This is a genomic window from Cryobacterium soli (genome assembly GCF_003611035.1).
Classification (GTDB): Bacteria; Actinomycetota; Actinomycetes; order Actinomycetales; family Microbacteriaceae; genus Cryobacterium; species Cryobacterium soli.
This window is the reverse complement of sequence record NZ_CP030033.1, coordinates 1,475,772-1,495,666: the sequence shown is the minus strand read 5'-3', so window position 1 is coordinate 1,495,666 and position 19,895 is coordinate 1,475,772. Positions and strand designations below refer to the sequence as shown.

Annotated in this window: 20 protein-coding genes and 1 tRNA gene; 9 read left to right on the top strand and 12 right to left on the bottom strand. The window is 62.8% G+C overall.

From position 1 onward, the window contains the following. Positions 1-154: 154 nt before the first annotated feature. The 5 genes from DOE79_RS06785 to DOE79_RS06765 all read left to right on the top strand — a co-directional run bounded on the left by DOE79_RS06785 (position 155) and on the right by DOE79_RS06765 (position 3,122). On the top strand, positions 155-433 hold the full coding sequence (locus tag DOE79_RS06785; RefSeq protein ID WP_120337833.1) for a hypothetical protein: 279 nt from the start codon (positions 155-157) through the stop codon (positions 431-433). A 224-nt stretch (positions 434-657) separates the two neighbouring features. Continuing rightward, the gene (locus DOE79_RS21130; protein ID WP_120337832.1) at positions 658-1,125 is read left to right on the top strand and encodes a GNAT family N-acetyltransferase; all 468 of its coding nucleotides are present in this window, start codon (positions 658-660) and stop codon (positions 1,123-1,125) included. Between the two features lie 476 nt (positions 1,126-1,601). Continuing rightward, positions 1,602-2,048: an OsmC family protein gene (locus tag DOE79_RS06775; RefSeq protein ID WP_120337831.1), complete on the top strand. Its 447-nt coding sequence runs from the start codon at positions 1,602-1,604 to the stop codon at positions 2,046-2,048. Continuing rightward, a complete protein-coding gene (locus DOE79_RS06770) occupies positions 2,048-2,413 on the top strand; it encodes an amino acid-binding ACT domain-containing protein (protein ID WP_120337830.1) in 366 nt (121 codons plus the stop codon). The genes DOE79_RS06775 and DOE79_RS06770 overlap by 1 nt, the downstream gene beginning before the upstream one ends. A 4-nt stretch (positions 2,414-2,417) precedes the next feature. Further along, on the top strand, positions 2,418-3,122 hold the full coding sequence (locus DOE79_RS06765; RefSeq protein WP_162942636.1) for an ArsR/SmtB family transcription factor: 705 nt from the start codon (positions 2,418-2,420) through the stop codon (positions 3,120-3,122). 251 nt (positions 3,123-3,373) lie between these two features. Here the strand turns inward: DOE79_RS06765 and DOE79_RS20465 are convergent, their stop codons facing one another. The 3 genes from DOE79_RS20465 to DOE79_RS21125 all read right to left on the bottom strand — a co-directional run bounded on the left by DOE79_RS20465 (position 3,374) and on the right by DOE79_RS21125 (position 5,027). Next, positions 3,374-3,919, bottom strand: a complete 546-nt coding sequence (locus DOE79_RS20465; RefSeq protein WP_162942635.1) for a hypothetical protein — start codon at positions 3,917-3,919, stop codon at positions 3,374-3,376. Further along, positions 3,916-4,377, bottom strand: coding sequence for a hypothetical protein (locus DOE79_RS06755; RefSeq protein WP_120337827.1), 462 nt, complete (start codon positions 4,375-4,377; stop codon positions 3,916-3,918). The genes DOE79_RS20465 and DOE79_RS06755 overlap by 4 nt, the downstream gene beginning before the upstream one ends. Positions 4,378-4,658: 281 nt before the next feature. Continuing rightward, on the bottom strand, positions 4,659-5,027 hold the full coding sequence (locus tag DOE79_RS21125) for a PadR family transcriptional regulator (RefSeq protein ID WP_120337826.1): 369 nt from the start codon (positions 5,025-5,027) through the stop codon (positions 4,659-4,661). Positions 5,028-5,196: 169 nt separating this feature from the next. On the opposite strand from DOE79_RS21125, the gene DOE79_RS20460 reads away from it, so the two are divergent. Next, positions 5,197-5,682: a hypothetical protein gene (locus DOE79_RS20460; protein ID WP_162942634.1), complete on the top strand. Its 486-nt coding sequence runs from the start codon at positions 5,197-5,199 to the stop codon at positions 5,680-5,682. Positions 5,683-6,510: 828 nt separating this feature from the next. On the opposite strand, the gene DOE79_RS06740 is transcribed toward DOE79_RS20460, so the two are convergent. The 6 genes from DOE79_RS06740 to DOE79_RS20445 form a co-directional block, all read right to left on the bottom strand. Next, positions 6,511-7,119: a DUF4232 domain-containing protein gene (locus DOE79_RS06740; protein WP_162942633.1), complete on the bottom strand. Its 609-nt coding sequence runs from the start codon at positions 7,117-7,119 to the stop codon at positions 6,511-6,513. A 139-nt stretch (positions 7,120-7,258) separates the two neighbouring features. Further along, a complete protein-coding gene (locus DOE79_RS06735) occupies positions 7,259-8,413 on the bottom strand; it encodes a hypothetical protein (protein ID WP_162942632.1) in 1,155 nt (384 codons plus the stop codon). 462 nt (positions 8,414-8,875) lie between these two features. Continuing rightward, positions 8,876-9,319 (bottom strand): hypothetical protein, encoded by a 444-nt coding sequence (locus DOE79_RS06730; protein ID WP_120337822.1) that lies wholly within the window; start codon positions 9,317-9,319, stop codon positions 8,876-8,878. Positions 9,320-10,046: 727 nt separating this feature from the next. After that, positions 10,047-10,280 carry a hypothetical protein gene (locus tag DOE79_RS20455; RefSeq protein ID WP_162942631.1) on the bottom strand — a complete coding sequence of 78 codons (234 nt, stop codon included), beginning with the start codon at positions 10,278-10,280 and terminating at the stop codon, positions 10,047-10,049. A gap of 165 nt (positions 10,281-10,445) precedes the next feature. Further along, positions 10,446-10,592, bottom strand: a complete 147-nt coding sequence (locus DOE79_RS20450; RefSeq protein WP_162942630.1) for a hypothetical protein — start codon at positions 10,590-10,592, stop codon at positions 10,446-10,448. A 1,054-nt stretch (positions 10,593-11,646) separates the two neighbouring features. Further along, the gene (locus DOE79_RS20445; protein WP_162942629.1) at positions 11,647-11,868 is read right to left on the bottom strand and encodes a hypothetical protein; all 222 of its coding nucleotides are present in this window, start codon (positions 11,866-11,868) and stop codon (positions 11,647-11,649) included. Positions 11,869-14,046: 2,178 nt separating this feature from the next. Between DOE79_RS20445 and DOE79_RS06710 the strand changes: the two genes are divergently transcribed. Further along, positions 14,047-14,676, top strand: coding sequence for a recombinase family protein (locus DOE79_RS06710; protein WP_120337818.1), 630 nt, complete (start codon positions 14,047-14,049; stop codon positions 14,674-14,676). A gap of 31 nt (positions 14,677-14,707) precedes the next feature. On the opposite strand, the gene DOE79_RS06705 is transcribed toward DOE79_RS06710, so the two are convergent. The 3 genes from DOE79_RS06705 to DOE79_RS06695 all read right to left on the bottom strand — a co-directional run bounded on the left by DOE79_RS06705 (position 14,708) and on the right by DOE79_RS06695 (position 17,252). Then, a tRNA-Arg gene (locus tag DOE79_RS06705) sits at positions 14,708-14,779 on the bottom strand. A 91-nt stretch (positions 14,780-14,870) separates the two neighbouring features. Further along, a complete protein-coding gene (locus DOE79_RS06700; RefSeq protein ID WP_162942628.1) occupies positions 14,871-16,496 on the bottom strand; it encodes an HNH endonuclease signature motif containing protein in 1,626 nt (541 codons plus the stop codon). Between the two features lie 108 nt (positions 16,497-16,604). Continuing rightward, a complete protein-coding gene (locus tag DOE79_RS06695) occupies positions 16,605-17,252 on the bottom strand; it encodes an iron ABC transporter ATP-binding protein (RefSeq protein ID WP_120337816.1) in 648 nt (215 codons plus the stop codon). A 43-nt stretch (positions 17,253-17,295) separates the two neighbouring features. Between DOE79_RS06695 and argS the strand changes: the two genes are divergently transcribed. Further along, positions 17,296-18,972: an arginine--tRNA ligase gene (gene argS, locus DOE79_RS06690; protein ID WP_120340208.1), complete on the top strand. Its 1,677-nt coding sequence runs from the start codon at positions 17,296-17,298 to the stop codon at positions 18,970-18,972. Between the two features lie 12 nt (positions 18,973-18,984). Next, positions 18,985-19,776 carry an LmeA family phospholipid-binding protein gene (locus tag DOE79_RS06685; protein WP_120337815.1) on the top strand — a complete coding sequence of 264 codons (792 nt, stop codon included), beginning with the start codon at positions 18,985-18,987 and terminating at the stop codon, positions 19,774-19,776. Positions 19,777-19,895: the final 119 nt, after the last annotated feature.

The following is a 19,895-nucleotide window of genomic DNA, read 5'->3' as shown; positions in this document are numbered from 1 at the left end:
TGTCGAGGGTATCGCCGCTCTGCATTCCGACGCCGCGCCTCTCGCGGCTCAGGCGAGGGCACTCTGTGTCTCACATGTCATGGGTTCCGACACGCTGAGGTTGCAAGACACGTCCGACTGACAGGGGCGCTCCGCTATGCGACAAGATATTGGAATGGAACGCGCCTCAAACCACCTCATCGCAGAGCTCGAGGAGCCATCGGGCACGCGCACTCGACTCCTACTTCGTCGGGCGTGGGCATTGGTTCGCGCAGCATGGGGTGACGTCGACGTCGATGCCGACCTTGTCATCCGCCGGCGCGCGGGCGGGGCCGAGGTTCTACGCACTGCCGCTGACGTCGGCGACCCCCACGTCCTCTTGGACACCGTGCGCCGCGACCTCGAAACCAAGACCGTCGAGGAGTTCGTACGCGAATGGCGCGTTCTCGACTGAGGTTCAGCACGCTGGGCGGCGGGCCACATCTCCCTAGGTAGCTGACCGGATCGGCCGCGTCAGTGCAGCTTTTGCGGTTGTCATGATCGAGCTCACTGGCTTGTATCCCACGTTACGAGAGAGATCGGCTACGAGACACCGGGAGTCTTAGTGAGGACCGCGCAGATGCCCGTTTGCCGATCCCCCCAGCGCGCACCGATGACAGGCACACTATTGTCTTTGACATGGTTGTGACCCGTCCTGTAACTGCTGCCGACTATGCGCGTCTTGTGGAGTGGGTGCCCGACGCCGCCGCGTTGTACCTATTCGCCGGTCCGAGCCTGGTTTGGCCGCCTACCGTGGGACAGTTCGAAGAGCTCGCAAAGAGACCAGGTCTGAGCGCTTGGATGGCAGCAGATGACGAACATCAGGCCGCGTGGGGACATTTCGACCTCACCATGCAAGGTCGTGCGGCCCGCCTGGGAAGGGTGATTATCGACCCCCGATACCGAGGACAAGGCCTGGGACAGGCTCTCACCCGGGCTGTAATCGAGAAAGCTCGGGGCCTCGGAATAAGCGAAGTCCGTCTGGCAGTCGTGACGGACAACGAACCTGCAGTGAAGGCCTACCGGCGAGCTGGGTTCAAAGAAATCCTTGATCCCGAGCGCCCTCATTTCACAGCGATGGCATATCCAATCTCCGACCGCCCGTAAGACGGTCGGCCACCGGGCGCCTCAACGTTGGTCGCGATGCAGTGCCCGCGTCGTTATCGGGATGCCCGTTTACCCCGCCCGAGTTATATGCCCGAAAGGGTGCCCTATCTACAGCACGATCTAGCGTGTCATGTCCCTACCGATGCGAGACAGGTCAAGATGTGAGACAAGTGAGGTGCCGCTCGTCGCAAGTGTGGGCGATTTCCCACGTCTCTTATCCCATCGTTTACGGGAGGCTTCTCCCGGGTGCGCTGCGCTGCGACCGTAAACGTGGCCCGTATCGAAACCGAGTTACCGAACGATCGGTTTCGGGGCGGAGTTTCGGCCCGTCTGCCAGTGCTGGCGGACTGCTGTGGCCCACTGCGGTTCGCTTTAAGTCACAGAGGCGCGGGGTAGATCGGTTCGGTCCAAGTACCTGACTTGAGGTCATTCATGCTTCGGCGCATGCCGAAGTAATTCGGACGTAGGTTCATCTCATGACGACGCATACATACGAAACGATGGTGGACTGGCGCGGCCGGACGCAGGATTATGACAGCTACGACCGGCGACACGATGTGACGGTCGCGGGGACGCGATTGGCGATGAGTGCGGACGCCGACTTCCGTGGCGACTCATCTCTGCCCAATCCCGAGCAACTGGTCGTCGCGGCGGTGAGTTCGTGTCAGCTTCTGTCGTTTCTCGCCGTCGCGGCTCTCGGCGGTGTGGACGTGGTCGAGTATCGCGGTAGCGCTGTGGGTGAGATGCCGACGAGTGGCCGGCCGATGCGCTTGACCCGGATCGTTCTTCGCCCGCACATCGTCGTTGCGGGTGCGAGCGTCGAGCGGGTGGAGCGGCTGGTCCACAAGGCGCACGCGCAGTGCTACATCGCCAACAGTCTGTCGACTGAGGTCATCGTTGAGCCCTCCATCGAGGTCGTGTGATGTTCGATATCGAAGTGATGGCGCCCGGCGGTGCGGAATCGCTCATGCAGATCGGGCACGCACTCGGTCAAGCCGGCGTCAGTCTCGAAGGGGGCGGCATGTGGTCGGGAGTGGCGCACTACCTGATCGAGGACGCTGACACCGCGGTTCGTGCCCTTGCGGACGCTGGATGGGGAACCGTCATCGTTCGACCCGTTGTTCTCGCAGAGTTGGATGCCGATGTCCCCGGAGCCTTGGGTCGAATGATGAAGCGGTTGATTGATGCGGGTGTCACGCTTCAGCTTCAGTACAGCGACCACGACAACCGGAAGGTGCTCGTGGTCGACGATCCGGTCCGCGCTCGTGAGGTGCTTGGGGCAGCATAGAAGCATGGATGGTGAGCCTGACGTTTCCGTGCCAGCGCGCGCGTTGGGTGATTCCGCTCGTGGGCTCATCGCCTCTGCTCTCCTCGGCAACCGGCAAATACCCGCGGGGGAGCTCGCACGCATCGCGGGGGTCTCTCCCTCGACAGCGAGCGAACACCTTCACGTCCTGATGGGGGCAGGTCTCATTGAGGTTGAGAATCGTGGGCGGAACAGGTTCTACCGCCTGGCGAACGAGGACGTCGCCCGCGCGATCGAAGCCCTGCAAGCGGTAAGCCCGACACGTCAGGTGCGTTCCCTTCGCCAGTCGACCATCTCGGCGGATCTTCGATCCGCTCGGACCTGCTACGACCACCTGGCCGGGGATCTTGGGCTGCGATTCACCGATCTACTGGTTGCCGCGGGCATCACGCCGACCCTCACCGTAGGCATCGTCGCAAATGCTCCGCAGCCGTTCCCGCACGGAGTTATCGTCGAAACGCTGGGATTGCGAGCACCGGAAGGTCGTCGCCCCTGGACGCGTGGCTGCCTCGACTGGAGCGGCAGACGCCCGCACGCGGGCGGGCAACTTGGAGCGCAGGTGCTAGAGGTTCTCGAGGCGAACAACTGGGTGGCAAGGATGGCCACCAGTCGAGCTGTCCGACTCACCCCGAGAGGCGAGGAAGCTACTCGTTCTCTGGAAGCTGACGCATCCACCATCATCCATTCCTGACGTCGTGATGGAATCGGAAGTTCAGCGCCGGCAGGGGCGCCGCTTGTAGGTTTCCGTAATCCCTCGAAACTGATCGTTTTCAATCGTTCCGCTGTCTCAGGACGGGGTCTTGAAATCAGGATGTAGCGGCCATAATTTGGGCGATACTGATCCCCACCGTAGGCAGGCTGCCCAATGCTGCGGCGAGCCTATTCTCCATATCGAGCGCAGCGTGGCTGCCACGTTGTTCTCTTAAGGGATGGCTGGTGGGGTCAATGCGCGTTGTCGTTGCCCATGACGTGTACCGCGTAGCCATAGCATCCGGCTTCGTCCCAGTGGTAGTCCGCGCCGCCGCCAGTGTCGCCGTCGAGCGCGAGGCGGGCTCCCGCTTGCTGGCTGTTCGGAAGCGTGCTCTCCCATGACTCTGGCATGACGCCGGGCGCTCTCTCCCAGTACGGTTCGAATGTGTAGGCGTATCCCTGGTCTTTCATGCAGGCGGCGGTGATCGTCTGTGTTTCTATCCAATCCCTACCGTTGGCCCGTTCGTCGGGGGTCAGGGCCATGAATTTGTCTGATGTAAATGGATCGGCGCTGTCGGCGACCTCGCTCGTTTCCCCGGCAGGTGCGGCCGGGGACACGGTCGGAGTGGGAACAACGTCACTAACTGGTGCCGGTGAGGTTTCTGGCGGCTGTGCGGATGGCGAGTTGGTGGCCGTGGGGTTCAGTGTCGCCGCGGCTCCCATCGCAAAGACCGTCAGCGAGAGCGCCAGCGATGTGGCTCCGATCAGGGCGAGTCCGAGTGCGAGTTTCTTTTTCATCGGGCCATCTCTCCAAGGGTTTTGAGTCGGGTGCCGGTGCTAGTGGGGGAGTTGCGCTGTTGGGGCCATGACCAGAGGGCTGCCGCGACGAAGAACAGGCTGAACGCGGCGATGAGGCTGTTGCTGGCGAGTTCCCAGCCCGGCATGGTGAAGGTCAGGGCTCCCACGGTGGCGCTGAGGGAGTACAGCTGGAAAAGACCCAAATGGACAAGGCCGATACTCGGAAGCACCATGATCATTGCGCCCAGAGCGCGTGTTCGTGAGCGGGATAGCAGCGCCACCCCACCGATGGCGAGGACGGTGAAGGCGGCGAGTGTTAAGGACGTGACTGAGTTCGGCCGGATCTGTTCCGCACCCACGGTGAGCGCAATCCGCGCGAGGACGAAGATCCCCCAACCCAAGACTGTGCAGGCCACGATCAGAACGAGCGCAGACACAACGCCGTCGACCCGCTTCACTCGAAAGCCGACCGGGTCGGCGAGGGCGAGTCTCCTGCGTTGTGCGCGACGCCAGGTTAGGTCTGCTGGCGCGCCTCTCACTGCGCGGCTGAGAATGGCGCGCGCCACCGACTTTGGTGTGGCCCCTACTTCATCGGCCCAGATAGCGTGTTCGTACAGGTCTGACGCAAGTTCATCCCGCCGGCTCTCGGCGGCCCGGGGATCAACGTGTCGGGTGTACCACGAGCACCAGCGAGCGACACGGGCAACAGCGTGGTGGTACGGCGCGGATGTGAGGACACTCATGCGAAGGTCGCCCCTGTCTGCGTGATTCGAGGTACCTGTGCCACTTGACGGCTCGTCTCCGCCTGAGCTTTCTCCAGTGCGCGTGAGCCCTCGGCTGTCACTGTGTACAGCCGACGTCGTGGCCGCCCTTCGATTTCAGCACGGGCTGGGTCTTCCCAGCTGGCCTCGAGGACACCTGCTTCGATTATCCGAGCGAGCGCTTTGTACAGCGTCCCGTGCCCGGTGAGGGCGGAACCATCACGGGAGGCGAGATGTTTTGCCAGCGCGAAGCCGTAGAAACTGCCCTCGCTCGCTTGGAGCGCGAGCCCGCTCTCGAGAATGTCAACCTCGATCGGAAACAAAGTGCCTGGTCGTCTGCGTGCCATAGGTGCAGCTATAGGAAGATAGCTTCCTATTCGCAAGTTCCCCACGGCGAGCCTGACTGCGGCGCTGAATCTGGGCAGTAGTCAATCCCGGGTCGGTTGGAATGCCGCGGTTGAGGCGTCTCGTAACCCTACGGATGCGAGACAGGTCCAAATGTGTCCGCGTTGGGCCATGGTTGATGACATGGATACAGAGCAGGCTCTGAAGATCATCTCGTCGTTACTCGAAGGAGGGTGGCTCGAAAGCGAAAAGGCGACGGCCGACGAGCTGTGGAGGCTGGGGTTTTCAATGCGTAACGGACCGGGTGAGGAGCTGTCACCTGGTGTGGTCCAGCGCGAGCTAGAGCCTCCTCCTGGGATAGATCAAGCATCCTTGTCGACATTAGACGGTGAGCCTACAGGAGTAGTTTTTTTTATAGCCTCGGCCGCCGATTCAAACAATGCGGAAACCAAGGAGGTGTATGAGTCGTTGACCTTTTCACTCTCTCAGATTCTTGGCTCGTCCGAGCGAGTTTGGGCAGACGAGCCCAGCCCCCTGCAGTGGTGCGGAGATGATCTCGATGTCGGCCTACAGCTGTTTGATCGTCGCGATAGCAGTGTGATGGTTTGGGTCGAACATCGCGGCCGAAGCCAGAAGGCCGAATTGCGTGCCCATTAGCCCTCTGATAATTGCGCACACTTCGCTCCGAAAGGAACGCAACTACTCGCAAACCTGACGGTTGACCAGTTTCGTTTCGCGGCGATTCGCAGCGCTGCTCTCACGGCAACGATCTGTGTCTCGCAACCCTACGGATTCGAGACAGGTCCAGATGCGAGACAAATGACCTGCAGCTCGATCGCCGCACAGGCGGTCTCCTTTGTCTCGAAACCCATGGGATACGAGGCACATAAGATACGAGACATCTCGTCTTAGTTCGTGCTCGGGCCAGATGACTTTTTTGTACGCTCAGCGAGGGTTTGCACATAGTGCGATGGCACGAGGAGGGTAGTGATTCGGTGGATCCAGTGGAGTCTCCCGTTGGTTCAGTTGTGTTCTGGCTCGTCCTCGCTATCTCATTGACCCTCACCCCGGCAATATTCACTTGGTGGCTTCTCGCCCAGCACATGAACAACCGCTTAGCAAACACCGAAACCCCACCACGCGGAGTCCTCTGGCATTTCTTGCGGTTCGGCCCGACCGCACTGCTCGTCTCCGCCACTGGGTTCTCATGCGGACTCTGGATATATTTAATGCCGGAGAGGAGCACTTTCAGTCCGTACCTGGTAGTGCCCGCGATGGGCTTGATGGGGAGTGGCGTTCTTGCGTTCATGATGAGTATGGTGCTGTGGGCATACTCCAACTCCCCACCAAAACGGGCATGGGACGCTGACTAGCTGCGTCACGTAACCCATGGGATATGACACACATGAGTAACGAGACAGTGCTTCAGATGTGCAGTCTCGACAGGACGACTGCCTGCCGAGCGCAGCGCGGCATCCGGCGGAGTCAGGATGCAGGAACGAGTGACCCGACCGTGAAGTCGGTCCAAGCATCGCCGCAGACCTGCAGATCGGCTGGCGCGTCGATGCCCGGGCCAGCACCGTCCGATGTGACGAGCACCCGGATGGTCGTCACGGTCGCCGGCGTGCAGTCGTACGTGGCGACGTACGTGAGGAGCGCTTCCACCTGGGCCGACTCGCCCGGGGCGAGCGTCCCGGCCTCCGGCTCGATGGGGCCCAATATCTTGTCGTCACGGCTGGCCAGATTGGTGCCGTCGGCGCCGAGCAACAGCACTCCTGGTCCCCCGTAGTAGGAGCAGGATTGCTCCGACACGTTCGTGAGCACGATCGCGAGCCCCTCCCGGGTCGCTGTAGAAAGCGCGGGACGCTCCACAAGCTCAGCGGCGAGCTGTTCGTCCTGACACCGGTCGTTTGGCCACACAGGTTCCGCCGCTTCGGCTTGGGGGGTTGCAGTCGGGGTCGAGCTCGACGCGGGTGCGCTGGCCACAGTGGGCTCCGGAGCCTCGGCGGCCCCTTCGGCGCATCCTACGAGCGCGAGAGTGGGCAGCATCAGCAGCGCGGTGAGGGCTATGCGGTCAGTCCGGGTCTTGAGCATGCGGCGAATCCTTTGAATGAACGGACAGAAGGTGCATCTAAGGTCTCTTTTGCCAGTCAGGCGATGGGGGCTGTCGTCCATTGACAGTGGCGCGGTGCCGGACAGTCAATAACCCTCGACGAACTTGCAAACATGACCACTAGCGGGTGTGGGCGATGATCGCTTCGGCGATAGCCACCGTGTCGCTGTTCGACGCGACCTGGTAGGCCGACTGGCCGAGTGAGAAGATCACGATGCAGAACGGTGTTATGTCGGAGCACATCTGCACGGCGTGCTCACCCTCGACCGCGCCCTTCAGCGCAATCGTCGGCAGGGCCTGGCTGTCTGGTGTGGAGACCATCGTGTCGACGAGTCCGGCCAGGTCGTAACCGACCGTGACCGACGTACCCAGAACCCCGGCGGCGATCAAGTCGACCGGGACGCCGTCGGCCTGCACAGCGCAGTTGAATACCTCGGACCGCTGCGACACGTAGTTTTCGAAGGAGGTCGAGCCGCTTGATACGGACCGGACTTCGTAGTCGAGCGAGTCGACGCCGAGGGCCGTGGCGATGCCCTCCGACCCGAGCGCGCGGGTGCAGTCCGGTTCGTGTTCGACCAGATCGACCGTCGGCCAGACCAACTGGCCGGGCTGAGCATCCGTCAGAGCGGTGAAAACGGATGCCGCGAGCGGCTGCATCTGCGCCAGGATCGCGTCGGGCGTCAGCCCGGAGAAATACCAACCGTCGCGTTGGATCCAGTTCGTGCTCAACACGATTTCGACCCAGGCATCGCCGACCGGCGCGCTGATGAAGCAGCCGGTGTCGTAGCCGCACCCGGTCGCCGCTTCAATGCCTCCGATGGTCATCGCGGTGTCGAAAGGGCCGTCGCCGACCGATAAGGCGTCGTCGCCCACCGTGTTGGGCGCCCAGGAGTCGGCGCCGCCGGGAACTACCTTGACGCTGACGTAAGCCCAGTCGAAATCGACGGGGTCGTACAACGGAGTGGTTGCCGCCGGGCCGACCCGCCAGGAGCAGGACAGACCGCCCAGGGCTGGCACGGCGTAGTCAATGAGGTTAAGCGCTGGCTGGATCGCGGCAACCGGGGTCGGCGCGGTTCCGTCGGCGGTGACGAAAACGGGTGCCACGTCATCGAGGGCGGCAATGTCGTCGCAGGTGTACACGCTCGCTGCCGCTGGTGTTGGTGCGACTGACGCTGACGGTTCTATCGGGCGCCCCGCGGTGCATCCGCTGAGGACCACGATGACGAGCAAAACACCCGGCGTGAGGGCGATGCGGCCAGTCCGGGTCGTGCGCATACGGCGAATCCTTTGAACGAAACGGACAGACGGGGTATCTAGGGTCTCTAGCCAACGACGCTGAACATGCCTAGTCGCCTGGCGAAGGTGCGCAGTCGATCCGCATCAGGTCCTATCCGCAGTTGCATTGGCGTTGGAACAACGGAGCGGGTCGTCTGATCGTCCTCCTCTGTCCGGGCGAAAGAACAACACGGCTCCTTTTGCGACTGTAATGGCAAGCTCCATCCACTTCTGGTCCCCGATCCTCGCGTTCTGCCCCCATTTCGGGATACTCGCCCGTATGCGCATCCGCGAGCGCACGGAATAGGTTCACTTCAAGGGCTCAGAGAAGGAGTCGGCGCCCGCACGCGGATACCCATACGCAACAACCCGGCACCTATACGCCGAACAACAGCCCGGCGCAGATGCACAGGACGACGACCAGCAGGAGCCCGCTGGAGCCCGATCGTAGTTGCGCCCATGTCAACCGCCTGGCGTGCTGGTGAAATCGAATGAGGCGCTGTCGCCGTCGAATGAGGCGACGGTGACTGTGTACGTGTTGCCTTCCTTGCAGTACACGACGAAGGCATCCGTAGCGGTGCCGCCCGGCTCGATGATCGAGGGGAACTCGCCGATTGCATAACCTCGGTGCTCCGGCGTCACTGATCCGGCGCGACCGCCAAAGGGAAGATCCCACTCGGTCGAGCTTGAGCCGTCGAAGACTGCAAGGTCGCTTTCGTTGAACTCGATCGGCGTGGGGCTGACGTTCTCGATTTTCACTCCGACTCCGCAGTAGCCGTCGAAGGAGTAGCTGATCTGATCAGCTGAGATCCGCAGGTTCGCTGTCTCGACCTCGTCGGGAGACGACGTCCTCAGCTCGAGGAGGCTGCACCCCGCCAGCAGCCACGCTGAAACGAGCCCGCCCATCAAGCCAACAGTTGTTCGGGTGGCTAGCGAAAATCTTCGCGACATGGCCCGAGCATATGCGACCTCCCGGAGCCGGTGGTCACGCACATCGATCATGCGATTGCCGTCCCATGTCCTAAGGTGTCAATCGTCGCGCATACGAGCACCTGCCACTCCGCACTCGACAGTCGCCGAAACGAGGAAATCAATGCCTAAGGGCGAAGAAACCGACGCGTGGGTTCAGCGAATCGGCTCGGAAGCAGCGAGAGTGCGCCGTAGGGCCGACCCGATCATGTTTGGGGCGGTGGCAGCGGGCATCGGAACCATCATGTTGGCTACTTTCGGAGGCCGTATGGTGTCTGCGCCGGAGCAGTACGGTGCTGCGCTACTCGTCGTCGGTTTCGTGGGAGTGCTCCCGGTCGTGATGGGTGCAATGGTCGTCGGAACAGTTTTGAAACGGCGTGCGGGAGCACTCGCGGCACAGCACATTGGCTTGAGCATGTACTCCACTTACAAGACCGTTCCCACGATGTACCTGGTTCGCCCGGACCGATTCGATGACTTCATGGTTATCGCAGGCGTCCCACAGCCCGGCAGCTACGTCGCCCACCCGTCACCTGTGGCCTTCGAAACTGCGAGACGACACAGTGACCGGATACTGACACCGCCGACGACGCTCCCGCGAGAGCCGGACGGATCCGGCCGCGATATCACTGCAGCAGGGACCTCTCGATCGGGGTTCTCTCGATCAGCTCGTCTTGGTGGTGCGCTCGTGTTGTGCGGCGTCGTTCTTGCCTTGGCTGGAGCGGTTGTTGTTCTCATTGGCACTTTCCAGGGGCACCCGCAAGGCGGCCTGGTAATGGCACTGGTCGGGAGCTGCATCCTGTGCTTCGTCGTTGGCACACCCCTGATGTATGTCCGTCGGACCGGCTAGCGTCCACTCTGAAAGGTCCAGTTGCTGCTGGAGTCGAAAAAAGTTCACCAGCGTCTCATAACCCTACCGATGCGAGACAGGTCAAGATTTGAGACAAGTCGCCTGCCGCTCGAGGCGTCGCAGGGCAATGTCCTATGTCTCGTATCCCATAGGTTTCGAGGCGCGCAGGTAACGAGGCACCATCTCGAGCGCAAGCGTCCAGAGCGGATTCTGCTACGGCCGATAACTCTCGCGGCGCGCGTAGGCCGACGTGGCGTTGTCGTGGTCGAAGGTCTTCTTCTCTGACATGCCGCCGATGGTCTTTGCGATCGTGAGAACCACCAGGCTAAGCGCACGTCCGACTCTGCGGAGGACTCTCATGACTACACCCTTCGTTGCTGGGAGCCTAGCCCCTCAGCTTCTGGACGCTCGGACTTTATGGGTGGATCCGCTTTTATCCCACCGATTGGCTCGCGCGGTGTCTTGCATCCCATGGCTTATGAGGCGCTTTGGTTTGGAGACGCTGCCTGCGAATATGTCGTGTAGTCGGATGAACCGAGAGCCCTCATGTCTACAGCGATGTGGTGACCGGGGTCCATTCTCGCTATATTCCGAGTTCGGGGCCGTTTGAAACTAATCCACTGGTTCAGGACATTAAGGGATGAGATGACTCATCCAGCGATTAGCCCCACGGCGGCTCCACAATAGGACCGGTGGCGATATGGATCTAGCCCTCCTAAGGGGTACAAGATGATGAAGTCCGCAAGGTGGCTTGCAGGCGCTGGAGTGGTCGCGCTTGGGCTGTCCGGTTGCGCAGCGTCCCCGACACCGCCAGCCAATTCCCCGCCAACCAGCCCCATCATGCTGTCAGCCAAGGTAATTCCTGACGCGCCCTACGAACCAATACCAGTGACCGGCACAATCGTTTTCGACGACTCCTGTGTCTCGATCTCCTTAGATGACGAAAGACCGCTCCAGTGGTTTGGCCGGAATTCGGGGTTCTTGAGGGTGCAGACCCGGTCGCACTCGTCTGGCCAAACGGCCAAGCCACAGTGGGACAACTCCTCAGCGAGTCGCACGGTTTCTATATGAAGGCCGGCACGCTTGACGACCGATTCAAAGTCGACGATATCCGCAGCTGCGTCGAGAACTCGGAATCAGACGTCTTGGTGATGACATCGGTAGCGGACATCATCTTCCAGCAGTAATTCGCTAGCGCTCTCAATCCCACTGTGGCTGGCATACGTGCTTGTCTCATAACCGTACCGATCCGAGACAGGTCCGGATGCGAGACAAGTCACCGTCGCCCGCCGCGGGAACAGTCGACCTCGAGCGTCTCGAATCCCATGGGTTATGGAGCACTCGGGTAATGAGACACATTGCGAACGGATCCAGTCCGGGCTCTCGGCAAGAAGCTGTTCGTCGAGAGGCGCAGCTACAGCCGTCTGTGGCGACGAAACTGAACGACTGAAATGATCAGCAGGACGACTGCCGAGAGGCCGATGACGATTGCTGCAACGAAGATCCCCGAGCCAACTGAAGCAAGCGCGGTGCAAGTCATCGAGACGATCAGGAGGCTGCTGCTAGCGATTTGCCATCCGTAGATGCTCTTTGATTGAGCACCCTTCGTTTCAGGAGTGGGGGTTGGGTCTGCCATATCTGGACCATACCTATGACCTGCCATTCTGAATACGGGAATCGACCGCAGGCTGCCCCTGTGCGGCGGCGAGGCGAAAATCTGGTGGCTGGCATGGCTACGTGCTGGCCTCACATCCCATACCGTCCAAGACGCATCGGTTTTGAAGCACCAGACGTTCCGGGCCGTGAGGAGGCAGCTTCTGATAGTCACGTCGGCAAGACCTACCGGATGTGAGCTGATGAGCATAGTTTTTGGACATGGCCTGAAGCACTAATCAAAGCGCGTCCGTGTATGCGACGACCCGCTAGTTACAGTCGCGCTCGGCTAGAAGGCCAATGAAGGAGGAGTGATGCGAGGTAAGACTCGAGCGCGCAAGGTTGTGCTCAGCCTCCTCATTCTGGGGGAATCGTTCTTCTTTCGACGATTTTGCTTGCGGGCTTCTTGCCAAGAGACTCTCTCGCGCTTTACTTGGGCCGATTTGCAGGACTCGGCCTCGTGGTGGCAGGGCTCTTGGTCTGGTTCCGAGCGAAGTCAAACGAAGAGCGCTAGAGCCTGGCTGCTTTGCTGCCCTACGCTCTCAGCCGAGCGATACGTCACCGGCACGATACAGCTGCTTTCTCGAAACCCTACGCACCGAGACCCCGGTGTCTCGTATCCCATGGGATATGCGGCGGTTAGGTTTCGCGACACGTTCCTCACTTGTCGAGGAAGGCAATGGTCAAGCTTCGGCGTTGCCAGTTGGGGGCATCCGTTAGCTACCTGGCGGAGGGCCCGTTCGTCAGTTCAGTGCCGGCCGTGATGCGTTCACGGGTGGGCCATACCACGAGCAGATATGCCGCCAACGGCCCCAGAAACAGCGTCAAGAGAAACCAGGTCCAAGCGGATCTGTTACGTGTGCGCGCATAGCCTCCAGCGAGAATAGCGACGGTTAACCACATTGCTCCAACGGCGGATGCATCCCAAGTCATTTCGCCAAGCTAGCACAAGGGAATATTCGATCTGATCTGATCTTTCACCTACCGACTGGGACGGAGATACTCGTCAGATTAGTCGCCACCGGCCGTCACGCGCCTAGGGATGAAACGCTTGTCCGGCTGTCATCGGCATCGACACCACCGTCTCGTATCCCATGGGTTATTAGGCGCTGCGGTTAGGAGACACCATCCCTTGTGGGAGCCAGCTATGCATGGTCGATTCTGTTACGTGCAGCGCGGAGTGAGCGTCCTGCCCAGATGATCAGGCCGATGGCTGGCGCATACAAGAGGACACCTGACAACCGCCACCACAGAGACTCCCCGTAGATCGAGAGAGCTACCCCAGCGACGAACCAGAGGATGGCCCGCACGAGCACTGCTGTTGCGGTTCGGGTTGTCATGCGGCCAAGCTGGTCCACCTTCAGTTTCCGGGGCATCGGAGGCGAGAAGCATCTTTTACGTCTCCCATCCCATGGGATACGAGGATTTCACCGCTATGCCCGGTCGTGGTATCACGCGACCAGACCATCGTCGCGCTGGGTGAAACTCACCCAGCGACAGCGCTATGTGCTCGCCTTATTTGATCTGTTGTGAATTGCGACGACCAAGAAAGGAGGTACGAAGACCAGGCTGAGTAACAACATAGCCGCCGGCCCCCAGTCGAGAAGGAGAAAGAATGCCCCGATACCAACAAGTAGCGTGGCAGCCACGAGCAGGAGTGAGCTGGCCAATGGGCGTCGATACCCCGTCGGATTCTTCCACAAAGTGACCTGCAGCCCGCTTGCAGCGCGTGCCTCGACAACCCCTGAAAATGTAGATACAACCAGTCCCGCGACCACCAACAGCACTCCCATCAGAATGGTCAACATAACCTCCGCTTCGAAGCCGAGTCGGCTCGTGTTCCGTGACTGTACGCCCAATCCTCTGAGCTGCAGGTGCTTCCGTTGTTTCCGACTACGCTCACGGATTCACCCGAGTTCGTCGCGCGACCATAGCCGAGGATCGCTGCTACGGTGCCGGCGCACCAGCCTTTCATTCCAGGCCCATTCAAGTGCGAATTGTGTCTCGAAACCCTAGGGTTTCGAGACATCTCCAAGCCTTGATCTGGGCTTCCTCTGAAATTATCTCCATGTTGGGCGAGTCGAATCTCGTAACTACGTCGCATAACCGTTGGCTTAAATTGCGGTGCGCAGTATCAGTTATGAGACAACGAAGGAGTGCTGTGATCAAGCTGATTGGATACGCCCGAATCTCGACTCGGCAGCAAGCCACGGACGGACAGCGGGCCGAACTCTTGGCGGCGGGCGTGCGGCGTGACGACCTATATATCGATCAGGGGAGTTCTGGAGCACGGGCACCTCGTCCTCAGCTTGATCTCGCTGTCATGGCGCTTGAGCCTGGCGACACATTCGTGATCGTGTCTTTAGACCGGCTGGGCAAATCGACGCAGAATGTGCTTGCCTTCGCCGAAAGCCTGAGCAGCCGCGGGGTTGAGCTTCGAGTCCTCGATTTTGGCGGCGGCGACGTCGACACGGCGACACAGCCGGGATCCATGCTGTACACGACCATGGCTGCTCTGGGGCAGATGGAGCACGAAATCAAGCGCGAGCGCGTGCTCGACTCGATCGACAGGCGCCGCAGGGCCGGCAAGAATCTTGGTGGCCGGCCACGAAGAATCACGAACCGACAAATCCGTAACGCCAACCGACTCATCGAAGCCGGAGAGCCGACGGCACAGGTAGTGCGCGATTTCGGGATGTCCCGCGCCACCTTCTATCGTCGCGCCCGCACCCTGGGACTGATGTCAGATCAAGCCGGGGGAGAGACAGCGGAAAGCGAGGACGCCGACTGATAGGCACCGAGCGGCGTGGCCCCAAGAAGTGTGCCCCCAGGCAGATTCGAACTGCCGCCCCTGCCTCCGGAGGGCAGTGCTCTATCCCCTGAGCTATGGGGGCCCAGGAAACTCTAGGTTAGCATCCCTGGGCTGCGGTGTTGGCCCCTCAGAGGGGCGGGGGAGCGGAGACGCACCGGGTGCGCGGATGCGGGCTAGAAGGGCGGGGTCTCGTCGGGCTCGGGAGGAGGCCCAGAAACCGGTAGGGAGAGGGGTGGTGACATGGTGGTGGGTGTCGGCCCGGCTATCTTCGGCGGCTTTGTCTGTGCTGGTTGCCCGGGCGGCTGCGTTGTCGCGGGCGGCTGGAGGGCGGCGCGGACGAGGTCGTGGGCGCGGGGGTTTGTGTAGGTCTTGCCGCCGGGGCTGGTCCAGGTGAGGGTGCCGTCGGGGGCTTGTCGGGTGGTGAAGCTGCTTTGGTGTTTGAGCCGGTGGTCGGGTCGGCAGAGGCTGACGAGGTTGGTGGCGCTGGTGGGGCCGCCGGTGTTCCACGCCTGGGTGTGGTCGATCTCGCTGTAGACGGCTTGGCGGTTGCAGCCGGGGGTTTGGCAGGTGTTGTCGCGGATCTGCACGTACCGGCGCAGATCCGCCGGCGGGTTATGCGACTCCCGGTCGACGGAGAGGACGCAGCCGGTGGTCGGGTGGGTGAGGATGCGGGTGAAACTCGTCGCCGTACCGGTGAGGCGCCGGGCGGTCTCCAGGTCGATGGGCCCGTAACCGTCGAGGATCGCCGGTTGGTCGCTCTGGCCGAGCAAAGTGAGCACCGGGACGGTGATGTGCACGGTGCCGCGGATACCGCGGCCGAGTTTTCCGTCGGGGCCGATACCGTCCAGCAGCAGGTCGCGGTAGGCGTCGGCGCGGCGCTGGTCGCGGGAGCGGCGGACGGTAGCGTCGGGCCGCGGCGCGGTGAACGCAGCGCCGGGCGCAGCGCCGGGCGCGGCGCCGGTGGTCTCGCTGGTCGTGACGTCGGCTTCTGCGTCGTCGTTGAGGGTTTTCGCGATCTGGGTGAGGCGTTCGTAGATCGCCTGGGCTTCGTCGGCCTTGAGGTACGCGTTCAGCCACGACATCCCGTTGATGTCGGGGCGGAGCACCACCCGGCGTTCGCGGATGCCGGCGTTGACCCGCTCCTGCAGCGGGATCGGGTGGAGGGATTCCAGGAGTTCCCGGGCGACCTTGCCGAACTTGCCGGGAGTGAGTTTCTCCGCCGCCGTGAGCGTCATCTGTTCGAGCTTCGGCAGCACATGGTCGGGCAGGTCGACGGGGAGGGCGGCGGTGACGTCGAGCATCTTCATCACGTGGCCCCAGCCGATCCGGCCCTCCGCCAACGCCCGGTGGAACCGCGGTAGTTGCTCCGTGAGCCGGGCGGCGTCGAAGATCATCATGCCGGCGGTCTGGAAATGCATCCGCAACGCACAACCGACCTCGGCAGCCATCGCCCGACGGGCCAACTCAACGTCGTCCCACGCCGGGCCGTGTTTCTGGGTGTCGGGGTCGCCCCGGCCGGACTCGATGGGGTCACCGCAGAGGCCGGCGATGATCCTCCGGTCGTGGCCGAGCCGGTCCAGCTCGGCCAGGAGCCGAGTGCGCTCGGCGTACCCCGCTGCGATGGCCTTCTCGTTCTCGATCAGCGGGTCGATGACCGCGCTGATCGCTTCCGCGACCGGATCCGCATAGTCGTCCGGCTCGTCGGTAACGCCGGCCGTGGCGGAGTGTCCGGTGAGGCGTTCGGCATCATCCGGGGTGTGATCCGGGGTGCTGTCTGGTGTGGCATTCGAGGTGGCCATAGGGACAGTGAAGCACCAGCCACCGACACCCTGCATCCCAATGAATCAGCGGTGGAGAACCCGAAAACACGACCGCCTGTGGAGGAGCGGCGACCCCCGCGAGATGCCCTACAGGTTGCCGAGAACCGTGCCCACGATGCGCTCGGCGTCGCCGGGCTCCACCATGCCGGGGGAGGCGACGGCTACCCAGTAGCCGTTGGTGAAGACCTGGGCGGTGCTGGCGGACTGGCTGAAGTAGCCCTCGACCTCGGGCGCGGTGCCGTAGGTGGGAACGATGTCGCCGTTCGCGAGTGCCGCATCCTTGAGCGCATTGGTGAGAGTCTCGTTGGGCAGCGCCAGCGAAACCTCGATGACCTCTCCGCTCGACTGGTTGATCCACCCGCAGGAGACACCGTTGTAGGTGGTTGCGGTAACGGCGGTGTCGCTCGACGGGGCATAGCCCGGGTCGACGCTGTAGTTGGGGTTGAGTGCGTAGACGTCATCGGCGGTCAGGATGCTGTCGCAGGTCTTGTCGACGGCGGTGCCTTCGGCGACAGGCGCCGGAGGGGCCGACTCGGTGGGCTCAGCGGTGGACGTGGCCGACGCAGTGGGCGTCGGAGTGGCCGAGACGCTGGGGGTGGGCGTGGCCGACGACGCGGAATCACCGGCCGGCGCGCATCCGGCCAGGGCGATCAATGCGAGAGCGGCGCCGGAAAGGGCGAGTCCAGCGCGCAGTCGGCGGCCGGTGGCGAGGGAAGACGTGCTGGAGTGGGTCACGCGTTGACCTTACCAAGAGGGACGCCGGGTAAGCTTGTTCGCCGTGACCCCTGCCGAACTTTCTCAGTCCCTGCTCAACCTCGTCAACGACCTGGTTGGGCGACGACGCGGGGAAGGCATCGAGGTCGCTGACCTGTCTCTGAGCCTCGCCGACGTGTCCCTGGAGCGCCCGCGCAACCGTGACCACGGCGACTGGGCGTCGAGCGTGTCCATGAAGATCGCCAAGCCGCTGGGCACCAACCCGCGCGCCGTGGCCGCCGAGCTCGCCGCCGGCCTAGAAGCCATGCCCGAGATCGCCTCTGTGGAGGTTGCCGGCCCCGGTTTCATCAACATCCGCCTCGAGGCATCCGCCGCCGGAGCCCTCGCCCAGACCATCGTCAACGCCGGCGAGGTCTACGGCACCGGCCACATGTACGACGGCATCAAGATCAACCTCGAGTTCGTTTCGGCCAACCCCACCGGCCCCATCCACATGGGCGGCGTGCGCTGGGCCGCGGTGGGCGACAGCCTCGCTCGCGTGCTCAAGGCCGAGGGCGCGGATGTGACGCGCGAGTACTACTTCAACGACCACGGTTCGCAGATCGACCGGTTCGCCCGCAGCGTGCTCGCGGCCTACCTGGGCGAGCCCACCCCCGAGGACGGCTACGGCGGAGCGTACATCGGCGACATCGCCGCCAAGGTCGTGGAGATCTACGAGGGCGACATCGCCGCCCTGCCCCGCGAGGAACAGCAGGAGATCTTCCGCGCCATCGGCGTCGACCTCATGTTCACCGAGATCAAGGAGAAGCTGCACGGCTTCGGCGTCGACTTCGACGTCTTCTTCCACGAAGACTCCCTGCACGAGTCCGGCGCTGTCGACAAGGCCATCGCGCGTTTGCGTGAGCTCGGCCACATCTTTGAAGCGGATGGCGCCATCTGGCTGCGCACCACTACCTTCGGCGACGACCGCGACCGCGTCATCATCCGTTCGAACGGTGAACCGGCCTACATCTCGGGCGACCTGGGCTACTACCTCGACAAGCGCGAGCGCGGCTTCGACCAGAACCTGATCATGCTCGGCGCCGACCACCACGGCTACATCGGCCGCATGATGGCCATGGTCGAGGCGTTCGGTGACGTGCCCGGCGTCAACCTGCAGATCCTCATCGGCCAGATGGTCAACCTGCTCAAGGACGGCGAGCCCGTGCGCATGTCGAAGCGCGCCGGCACCATCGTCACCCTCGACGACCTCGTCGACGCGGTGGGCGTGGACGCCGGCCGGTACGCGCTCGTGCGCTCCTCGAGCGACTCGCAGCTGGACATCGACCTCGACCTGCTCGGCAAGCGCACCAACGAGAACCCGGTCTTCTACGTGCAGTACGCGCACGCCCGCACCTGTTCCGTGGGCCGCAACGCCGTGGATTCCGGTGTGGACCAGAGCGCGTTCGCCCCCGAACTGCTCACCCACGACAGCGAATCGGCGCTGCTGGGTGTGCTGCAGGAGTACCCGCGCGTGGTGGCCCAGGCCGCCGAACTGCGTGAACCCCACCGCATCGCCCGCTACATCGAAGAGGTCGCCGGCTACTACCACCGCTGGTACGACAACTGCCGCGTCATCCCGCTGGGCGAGGAGCCGGTCACCGATCTGCACCGCACCCGCCTGTGGCTGAACGACGCCACCGGCCAGGTCATCCGCAACGGCCTCGGCCTGCTCGGCGTCTCGGCGCCCGAGCGGATGTAGGCAGTCGCCCGCTTGACTGCCACGCCGCCGAAACGACGCCGACCCGCCCGCCGCCTGCTGGTGGCGGTCGTGGCGGTGCTCGCGCTTGTGGGTATCTTCTTCGCCGTCGACGCCGGGCTCCGCGGCTACGCGCAGAACCGCATCGCGAGCGAGATCGACGCCAACCTGCCGGAGGGCGTCACGGGTGACGTGAACGTGGCCATCGGCGGAACCTCGGTCATTGTCCAGTACCTCACCGGCAGTTTCGAACGCGTGCAGCTGACCGCGCCGGCGCTGGCCGTGAACGGCGTGCCGGCATCCGTGTCGATTGACGCCATGGATGTGCCCACCGACACCAGCCAGCCCATCGGCCACGTCGATGGTGCCATCGAACTCGACCAGGTCGCCCTCAACGCGCTGCTGCAGACCGCGCTGGCCGATGCGGATGCCGCTCCCGAGGCGCGCGACGCCCAACTCGAGCTCGGCACTGACGAGGTCACCTACACGGGCGAGCTCAGCATCTTCGGCGTGACCATCGGCTACCAGGCCACGGCCGCGCCGAGCGTCACCCCCGACGCCCTGGTGCTCACTCCCACCGGCGCCGAGGTCACCGCGGGCTCCGGCGGCCTGGACGTGAGCCGGCTGATGGACCTGGTGCTCGGCGGTGAACCGATCAGCGTGTGCGTGGCCGACTACCTGCCCCAGGGGGTCACGCTCAGCGACGTGGAGACAACGCCCGAGCGTGTAACCATTACGCTGGAGTCGAGCACATTGACGCTCACCGAACAGTCGCTCACCACCCTGGGCAGCTGTTCCCCCGCTTGATTCGGCGTGCGCAACTCGCAGTCGCTAGAATTCCGGTAGATTCCCGCGCCCCTTTCGGCGCGTCTCTTCGCTGGCTTCAGGGACCAATCCGGGTTCGCTCGCCACTTCGTGAGACACCC